At 60.0% G+C, this 9,196-nt stretch carries 8 protein-coding genes and 1 pseudogene; all 9 read right to left on the bottom strand.

Annotated elements, in window-relative coordinates:
- Positions 1 to 81: 81 nt before the first annotated feature.
- Positions 82 to 1,977: a TAT-dependent nitrous-oxide reductase gene (nosZ, locus tag ACESMW_RS11495; RefSeq protein WP_372987176.1), complete on the bottom strand. Its 1,896-nt coding sequence runs from the start codon at positions 1,975 to 1,977 to the stop codon at positions 82 to 84.
- A gap of 64 nt (positions 1,978 to 2,041) precedes the next feature.
- Positions 2,042 to 4,120, bottom strand: a complete 2,079-nt coding sequence (gene nosR / locus ACESMW_RS11490) for a transcriptional regulator NosR (protein WP_372987197.1) — start codon at positions 4,118 to 4,120, stop codon at positions 2,042 to 2,044.
- Positions 4,121 to 4,293: 173 nt separating this feature from the next.
- Positions 4,294 to 4,695 carry a ribonucleotide reductase subunit alpha gene (locus ACESMW_RS11485; protein ID WP_372987175.1) on the bottom strand — a complete coding sequence of 134 codons (402 nt, stop codon included), beginning with the start codon at positions 4,693 to 4,695 and terminating at the stop codon, positions 4,294 to 4,296.
- A 37-nt stretch (positions 4,696 to 4,732) separates the two neighbouring features.
- Positions 4,733 to 5,119, bottom strand: a complete 387-nt coding sequence (locus tag ACESMW_RS11480; protein ID WP_372987174.1) for a putative zinc-binding protein — start codon at positions 5,117 to 5,119, stop codon at positions 4,733 to 4,735.
- A 42-nt stretch (positions 5,120 to 5,161) separates the two neighbouring features.
- Complete coding sequence (locus tag ACESMW_RS11475; protein ID WP_372987173.1) at positions 5,162 to 5,911, bottom strand: Crp/Fnr family transcriptional regulator; 750 nt, start codon at positions 5,909 to 5,911, stop codon at positions 5,162 to 5,164.
- A 372-nt stretch (positions 5,912 to 6,283) separates the two neighbouring features.
- Positions 6,284 to 7,090 (bottom strand): peptidylprolyl isomerase, encoded by an 807-nt coding sequence (locus tag ACESMW_RS11470; protein ID WP_372987172.1) that lies wholly within the window; start codon positions 7,088 to 7,090, stop codon positions 6,284 to 6,286.
- Between the two features lie 131 nt (positions 7,091 to 7,221).
- A complete protein-coding gene (gene narI / locus ACESMW_RS11465; RefSeq protein ID WP_372987171.1) occupies positions 7,222 to 7,902 on the bottom strand; it encodes a respiratory nitrate reductase subunit gamma in 681 nt (226 codons plus the stop codon).
- 19 nt (positions 7,903 to 7,921) lie between these two features.
- Positions 7,922 to 8,662, bottom strand: coding sequence for a nitrate reductase molybdenum cofactor assembly chaperone (gene narJ, locus ACESMW_RS11460; protein WP_372987170.1), 741 nt, complete (start codon positions 8,660 to 8,662; stop codon positions 7,922 to 7,924).
- 10 nt (positions 8,663 to 8,672) lie between these two features.
- Positions 8,673 to 9,196 (bottom strand): annotated as a pseudogene (gene narH, locus ACESMW_RS11455) (nitrate reductase subunit beta); the annotation flags it as partial.

The following is a 9,196-nucleotide window of genomic DNA, read 5'->3' as shown; positions in this document are numbered from 1 at the left end:
AGGGTTCTCCTCTTGGTTTGCTTCTCGAAAGCCGGGAAATCACCAGGACCCCAAAAGGAGCCCTGGCGAAAGGGAAGCCTATCAGGCCTTCTCAACAATCATGCGACCACCCATCTCCATATGCAGCGCATGACAGAACCAGTTGCAGTAGTACCAGTAAACCCCGGGCTTACCGGCGGTAAAGGTCACCGAAGCCGTCTGCTGCGGACTGATCTCCATGCTCACACCATGGTTCACCATACAGAACCCGTGAGTCACATCCTCAATGGTATCCTGGTTGGAGACATACACCGTCACCTCATCCCCTTCCTTGACCTTGAACTCGGTCATACCGTACTGCGGCGCAACAGAGGTCATGTAAACACGCACCTTGTTGCCGTCACGGATCACCTTGTTATCGGCCTCCAGGGTCACACCGTCCTTCTTGGCCTGCTCAACCGCAGAGGCAAAGTAAGGATCATCACGATCGTAGATCTTCTTGGTCTTGATCTGGTCACGACGCACCAGAATACAATCGTGCGGCTCGGCGTAGGTCGGACCATCGTGCACCAGCTTCATCTCCTCACCGGAAATGTCGATCAGCTGGTCATTCTCCGGATGCAGCGGGCCTACCGGCAGGAAGCGGTCCTTGGAGAACTTGGACAGAACCACCAGCCACTTGCCATCGGCATCCCGGGATTCGGTCAGGGAGGCGTGGTTGTGGCCCGGCTGATAGTGCACGTCCAGCTTCTGGCGGATGTAGTTCACGTCCTCGCCATTGTAGTGCTTGATGGCATCGGCAATGTTCCACTTGCACACCTGACTGTCAATGAACAGCGTGGTGTACGCGTTACCACGGCCGTCGAAAGTGGTGTGCAGCGGCCCGAGGCCCAGCTCCGGCTCGGCAACGATGGTGTCACGCAGCTCGATCTTGTTGTCGAACAGCTCATCCAGCCTGTCGATGGCAATCACGGAACAGGTCGGAGACAGCTTGCCGTTAGCGATGAAGTACTTGCCATCCGGCGACGTGTTCAGACCGTGCGGGTTCTTCGGAACCGGAATGTAGCGGGTCAGATCGGAATCGCCGCGACCGTCCACCACCGGCACCTCGGAGTCACCGATGGTCTTGAAGTTGCCGGCTTTCACCGCAGCTTCGATGCGCTCGACATTGAACACGACAACCCAGTCGCGATCATTACGCATGGTGCCGGCCAGATCCACAGCCTTCTCGGAGTTGTAGCAGGTGGAGGCGGCGTACTTGCCTGTGTAGTCGGCATCGGTGTTATCCAGGTTGCCGTCCACAATCACCTGCCAGGCCACTTCCATGGTATCCGCATCAATGGCATTGAACATGGTGTAGCTGTTTTCCAGGCTGAACTCGCTGCCATCGTTCGGCTGCGGGATCACAAACTCGGCGTTACAGAAAACGTAATTGGTACGGGGCACTTTCTGCAGACGCAGACCGTGAATCGCCTGCACATTCGGGATGTGGGTGATCTTGTCCGTCTTCATGATGTCCAGACGGATCCGGGCTACCCGGGTGTTGGCCTTGTCGTTGATGAACAGGTACTTGCCATCGTAACGACCGTCGGTCATGGAAATGTGCGGGTGGTGGCAGTCACCGTTCAGGAACTGCTGGTCGCCACCGAGGATTTCCTTACTCTCGTTGGTGATACCCCAGCCAGTGGCCGAGTCCACGTTGAAGACCGGAATCCGCATCAGTTCGCGCATGGAGGGCACGCCCAACACGCGCACCTCGCCCTGGTGACCACCGCTCCAGAAGCCGTAATACTCATCCAGTTCACCAGGATGGACCACAGCGTTGTTGCGTGCCTCTTTCGCGGCGGCGGCAAACGACTCACGGCTCATCACCGCAGTGCCAAGACCAGTCGCACCGGCAACACCGGCCAGTGCCGCAGCGCCCATAAACCGGCGGCGGCTCTGGCCGCTTTCCGGAAGCTCCGGCGTATCCTTGGTCAGATCATCTCTTCTCTTCATAACATCCAACTCCGTTATTGGTTATGGCGGTTTTTGCTTCTCATGCTTTCTTTTTTGGGACTGCTCAGGACACCTGAACCACGGGGATCTCCTCCGGATGGCCCGGTGCATTGTGGCCACGGCGCTTACCGCGACGCTTGACGATCAGCGGCGGGCACTTGTGGTCATCGAAATAGGTCATCTGACAATCCAGGCAGTAGTGGCATTCCATGTAGTTGATGTGCCCGTCCGGATGGATCGCCTGGACTTCACACTCGTGGTCGCACAACCGGCAGGGGTTGCCGCATTCCTTCCGGCGCTTGAGCCAGTCGAACACCCGCAGCTTGGTAGGCAGGGCCAGGGCCGCGCCCAGCGGACACATGTAGCGACAGAAAACCTTGCGAGTGAACAGGTTGACCACCAGCAACAGCACCGCATAGGTCACAAACGGCCAGCTCCGGTCGAATTTGAGCGTGATGGCGGTCTTGAAGGGCTCCACCTCGGCCAGTTTTTCTGCGGTGGCCATGGACTCCAGGGACACGCCAAACAGCACCAGCAGGATGATGTACTTGATGGCCCACAGCCGCTCATGCACGGCAAAAGGCACGGTGTACTGGGGCACCTTGAGCTTGCGGGCGATTTCGTTCAGCAATTCCTGCAGTGCCCCGAACGGACACAGCCAGCCGCAGTACACCGCCCGCCCCCACAGCAGGATGATGCCGGCGACAACGGCCCAGAGAATGAAAATGACCGGATCGATCAGGAAGGTTTTCCAACTGAAGCCACTGATCAGGCTGTTGACGAACGTCAGCACGTTGACGATGGACAGCTGCCCCATGGCGTACCAGCCGATAAAGAACAGCGTGTAGGTCAGGAAGGCATGGCGGATCCAGCGCATCATCTTCGGCTTCTGCACCAGCCAGTCCTGGAAGAACAGGATGAACAGCAGCACACCAATGCCCAGCCCCAGCACAATGATCTGGAACTCCTTCTGGTACCACACCTGGACCCACATGGGCTGGGACTCCAGCCACTCTTCCTCGGTGACGACCGGCTCCGGACGGGTGTAATACTGGCCCGGCAGCTGGTATTCGAGGGGGAATACCTGGAACTCGCTGTCCAGGGGACCTGTCTGGCGCTTCACGGTCAGTTCGAGAGTCCAGGGTGTGCCCGGATCGAAGTTGTACTGCTGGCGAATGATGAAGATCGCCATCTCGGAAAACTCGGGCATGCCCTCGGCATAGACATCGCTGAGCCGATAGAAATCCAGATCACGGAAATTGAAGGTGTCACCGAACTGGCGGATCTGGATGCGGTCGAAGATACCGCCGCGCACGTAGCCGGAGCCCTTGAAGGAATATCTGCCATTGGCCATCACAGCAATGGCGTGTTCGCCCGGCTTCAGCTCGGACGTGAGCCACTGGTACTGGCTTTCGCCCAGCAGATTGCGGCCGATGGTCGGAGCATCCAGGTAGGCGGTGTACAGGTCGATCAGGGGCCTGTCCCGTTGCCCCTTGCGAGCCGCATGTACGCCTTCAGCCGGGGTGCCCTTGAAGGAGTCATCCACCTGCCCCCTGGTGAGCAGCAGCCGGCGAATGGAACCGTCACCAGTCAGCTCGGCCCAGCTTTTCTGCTCGAAGGCCTCTTTGTCGACGGTGGCCATCGGCGGACGCGACTTTTCGCCGCCTTCAACCATACCCAGCTCGACGCCGACACGGTGGGCGGTACGCATGATCACTTCATTGATCACCATGACCGTGACGGTCGCGCCGGACAGGCCATCCACCGCAACCTTGCGCTCGTTGGAGGTGCCGCCCACGGTCACCCGCTGGTCCGCCTTGAGACCGGTGTACTGGTCGGTGAAGACGTGGAGTTTGCTCTCGGGAATGCCCACCAGCAGGATAGGCTCGTCGTGATGGATGACCTTGGCAGCCAGGATGGTGCCTTCGGTGTCGAGCACCACCATGGCGTTGACCGGCTTGCCGGAGTAGGCCGGGGTCTGCACGAAATCCAGGGACTGGTAGGCGTAGCCCTTCAGTTCGTCCCCGGCATAGAGTTCCTGGATGGCGCGATTGTCTTCTCTCGGCACCATTTCGGTCACCGAGGGCAACGCCTTCTCGATAACCTGCCGGCCCGCCACGGGCTCGTACTGGTCCACTGGCATGGCCAGAACGGCAGTGCTGACAAGGGTAAAAAGAAATACTGCAAAGCTTCGAACTGCTAAGCCCACGAGAGCCCCCATATCCATAGGTATATCAAAAGCTTGGTCAATTATTGATGGAAAGGAAATACCCCTGATTGAATACACCCGGTGGGCCAGGCCCACCGGGTGTCGGGTCAGGCCAGGTTGATCGCTTCGCCCTGGCCGTTCAGAGGCAGGTAGTTTCCGATGTGACCCATGCGGATACCCTCTACCATCATGGTCAGGGGCTGCTGGGCTTCGTCACTGGAAGGGGCAATGCCGCCGCGGCCGGACATGGCACCTACGAAGACCATGTCCCAGGGCTGGCCGGTGGCTTCCGATTCCTGCGCCAGGACGTTGAAGTCGGGGGCTTCGTCAGGGGTTTTATCGACGCAGATGACGGGGGTCAGTGCGCCGCCTTCGCCACGCTCGAACGCGGCTTTTTCTTCCGCCGAGGCGTCATCCGGCAGCTCGGCGCGACAGAAGACAAACAACAAACGCTGGGGTTCGGCCTGTTCACGGGTGGCCTGGATGAGATCCTGGTAGTTGCTGATCATGGGTGTTCCTTGAAAAGAAAGGGGTGTCCGCCAGACCTTACGCCTGGCGGGCAATCAGTCGTTCGCCGAGCCAAAGGCCGCGAACTTCGTCGCAGACTTCCTCGACCGCCTCTTCACCGTAGCTCTGACCGTAGTGTTTCTTGAAGCCGAATTCGTAAAGGCGAACGTGTTCATCCGGTTCCACACCAACATTTTCCAGGCAGGCACGGGCGCAATGCAGGGGGCAGCCGTCGATCACGGTGATCGGGCGGCCGGACTGGGCGGTTTTCACCAGCGCCGGCACCTTGCCGCCTACCCCTGAGATGCAGGACATCTCGAAGCTGCCTTCGTGGTCGAGACGGACAGCCGCATTGTTGGCAAGCTGCGCCACGTCGGAGCAGCCGGAGCAGGAATAGATCAGCGGGCGTTGTTTTCTCGGTTTCACACATCCTCCTCTGGAAGAGCCTGGAGGTTTCAGGGCAATGAATTACTGGCTGATTTCAATCAGGCGCTGGGGGTCGGAGATAAACAGTTTGCTCCGGTTTACCCGTACCAGGCCGTTGGCTTTCAGGTCGGCCAGGATCCGGGAGAAGGTCTCCGGCTGCATGGCCAGCCTGGAGGCCACCAGGCATTTGGGCAGTGGCAGTTCCACTTCTCCGCCCTGTTCGGTGCCGTTGGGCAGCAGGTCGATCAGGTAGCGGATCAGCCGGTCCCGGGCGTTCTGGACGGTCATGATTTCCAGGTCGTGGAAGCGGGTGACTGCGCGCTTGGCGTAGTGGCTCAACGCCGCCTGCGCGTATTCGGGGTGCTGGTCCAGCAACTCGCGGTAGGCTTTGACCGGGATCATCAGTACTTCGCTGGATTTCAGGGCCTCGGCGTAGCAGGCATAGCGGGGCGGATCGGCGTAGATCATGACTTCGGCAAAGCAGTCGCCCGGGGCGATGCTGTCGAGGGTGCGGTCGATGCCGGATGAGTCCAGGCGGTACAGGCGCAGGCGGCCGGAGATCACGAAGAAGAAGTGATGGGCCGGCATGTCCTGGCGGTACAACAGCTGGTGGTGGCCGAGGCGGAGGCGCCGGGACTGCTGGATGAGGCTTTCGAGGTCCCGGGGCCGAAGGTTGCGGAACAGCGGGTGGCTGCGTAGCGCCTGGAGGCCATCTTCGTCGTCGAAGGGTTTGTTGACGGCAACGAGTACGGGTTTGCGGTAGCGGGTGTCGGCTGATTGCATCAGTGCCATTTGAGTGTCCCCCTGCATATACATGCATTCAAAATCTTGATTTAAATGGTAGATGCAAATTGGTTGAAAATCGCTCCCCCGATGGGGGTATTCGGGTGGTTATTCCTGAGTAATTGACTTAACTCAAAGATTAGTTTTGCTATCTACTTCAGTAAAATCAGGGCGCGGACTGGACGGGAGTTTCTTTCCAAAACGCGTTGCGTCGGCATGTCCCGCGGCCCTCGACAACTGGTGCACAGCCTGGCGAAGCCCCCCTGTCCAAAACACGCTCCTTCGGCACGTCCCTGTGACGCTTGGGCTCCGCCATCCATGGCTCCGCACAGGTTTGGACAGGGGGTCTCCGCCAGGCTCCAGTGTTTGGGGGCGTGACCTTTACTGCATCAGCGGAGAATCCGGCAGCTCCAGATCTACACCTTCAACACCAGTTTCCGCAGCCAGTACCTGCAGGTACTGTCGGAACGCTCTTCTGGTCACACTTTCGCTCAGGTACTGCCGGATCTGGGGCTTCACGTGCTCATAAGGCAGTTGCTCGCCGTCGATACGCTGGTCAACGCGGACGATGTGCCAGCCGTAGCGGGTTTCGATCAGTTCCGGGTTCAGGCCTTCCTGGAGGCTGAGGACCGGGCGTTCGAATTCGTCCACGGTCTGGCCCTTGCTGATCTGGCCGAGGCTGCCGCCCTGGTGGCGGGATTCGCAGGCGGAGTATTGTTTGGCCAGTTCGGCGAACTGGGAGCGGCCGTCGAGGAGTGTGGACAGTAGCTGTCGGCCGGCTTCTTCCTGGCGGATGCGTTCCTGGACGTCGTCCGGGGCGGCGGCGAGGAGGATGTGGCTGACGGCAATCAGTGTCGGGCTGCGGAAGCGGGCCGGGTTGGCGGCGTAGAAGCGTTCGCAGTCTTCCTCGGTGGGGTCCGGGACGTTGAGTTCCATCTCCAGGACGCGGGCGATGCGGTCTTCTTCGTCGGCGATGTCGTCCAGCTTCAGGAGCGCGGCCTGTTGCAGGAGCAATTCGCGGATGACGAGGCTTTTGGCGGCTTCGTGCCAGGCCTCTGCCACTTCTTCCGCCGGGTGGTGCTGCATTTCCCGGGCGATGTCGTCTTCCGGAATCAGTGTTTCGCCCACGTAGACCGGCGGGAACTGGTTTCTTGGCTTGTCAGCTTCGCCAGTGGGGATCAGTTGCATGGTGCTAACCTCGGTGGTGAATATGGGGTCAGAAGAAAGCTTTCTTCAGACCCCGTTTTCATAAGCAAACTCTGGAGCTGGGCCTTAACCCCGGGGTCTGATGAACGCTTTCATCTGACCCCTTTTTCACATCAGGCCCGCTTGCGCACCACCTGGTACTTCCGTCCGAAATACTCCACCGGCACGCTGAGCATGTGCACCAGGCGGGTGAACGGGAACAGTACGAAGATGGTCAGGCCCAGGAAGATGTGGGTCTTGTAGATCCAGTTCACGTCCGCGATGTAGTCCGCTACACCTGAGCCCTGCAGGGTCAGGACGCCCTGGGCCCAGGCGGAGAACTTGAGCATGGTGCTGCCGTCCAGGTGGCCCATGGTGGGCAGGATGGTGAGCATGCCAAGGACCAGCTGGACCACCAGGATGATGATGATCATGTTGTCAGCGAAGGTGCTGCTGGCCTGGACCCGCGGGTCGGTCATGCGACGGTATGCGAGCATGCCGCCACCGATGATGGCCATGATGCCGGCAATACCGCCGACCACGATGGCCATGACCTGCTTCTGGCCCGGAGTGATGATCCACTCGTAGGCCCAGTGCGGGGTGAGCAGGCCCACCAGGTGGCCGAAGAAGATCACCAGTACGCCCACGTGGAACAACACGGAGGCCATTACCATGTTTTTCTTGCGCAGCATCTGGCTGGAGTGAGCCTTCCAGGTGAACTGGCCATGGTCATAGCGCGCCCAGGTACCGACAAACAGTACGATCAGGGCGATGTAGGGGTAGACCCCGAACAAGAGTGTATTGATATAGGACATCGTCTTTTCCTCCTGCGCCTCAGGCGCGCCCTGCCGGACGGGGTGTTGCGTCCGTCATCAGCTGATCACTCAGGTGAATGGTCTGGGTCTGTTCCAGTTCGCGGCGGCGCTGTCCAACCACGCCACCGGTGCTGCAGGAACTGCCCTGGTCATCCACGAATTTCACCATTTCCTCTTCCCAGACCTTGTCCAGGGCTTCCGGGGTATCGTCACGCTCTTCCGAGGCCACGATCTTTGCCAGTTCCTGGCGGTCGGTCTTGCGACCGGACAGGACCAGCAGGGAGTCCATGGCCACGTGATAGAAGCTCTTGCGCTGGAACAGGCGTTCGCCCAGCAGGCCCAGGATGTGGTGGATGTCCTCGAGCCAGTTCTGGGTTTCCTCCCACGGGCGGGTGGAGAGGTATTCCAGGAACAGTGGCAGGTAGTCCGGCAGCTCGCGGGCGTCGATTTCCAGCCCGTTGCGACGGTACTCCTCCATCAGGTCCACCATGGCCTGGCCGCGGTCGCGGGATTCGCCGTGAACGTGTTCGAACAGCAGCAGGGAGGTGGCCCGGCCCTTGTCGAAGATGCCCACGTAGTTTTCCTGCAGGTCCAAAAGGTCGCCGTCACACAGCCGGTCGAGGCAGGTGAGCAGCTGGTCCTTGTTCTGCCGGGGCAGCCGGCTGTCCTCTAGGACAGCGGCTACCAGGGCGTCCTTGGAGGCCTGGAGTTCTTCGGTCGGGTATTCCAGTACCCGTGCCAGTACTTTGAGAAGTTGCATCTTGGCCTCCTTATTCCTGCAGCTGTTTCGGGTCGACCTGCTTCACGGTGGCCAGCTTGCTCACCATGCTGGTGGTCTGCTTCTTACCACCGAACAGGCTGAAGTCGCTGTCGCCACCGCTGCAGCCATCGCCGAAGCTGAAGCCACAACCGCCGCGCTCGCCATGGGCGGTGGCGTCCGGGAAGGCTTCCTTGGCCAGCTCGCGGTGGCTGGTCGGGATCACGAAACGGTCCTCGTAGTTGGCAATGGCCAGGTAGCGGTACATTTCGTCCGCCTGAGCCTTGGTCAGTCCTGCTTCCTCAAGGGCACGCAGGTCTTCCTTGCCTTCCACGGTTTCCGCGCGCTTGTAGACTCGCATGGCCATGATGCGCTTGAGGGCCAGCACGATCGGCTTCTCATCACCGGCGGTGAGCAGGTTGGCCAGGTACTTGACCGGGATCCGCAGGCTTTCGATCTTCGGCAGTACACCGTCGAACTCGACCTTGCCGGCTTCAGCCGCAGACTGGATCGGGCTGAGGGGCGGCACGTACCAGA

This window comes from Marinobacter sp., assembly GCF_041690455.1.
GTDB lineage: Bacteria > Pseudomonadota > Gammaproteobacteria > Pseudomonadales > Oleiphilaceae > Marinobacter.
This window is presented reverse-complemented; position numbering and strand designations above follow the sequence as displayed.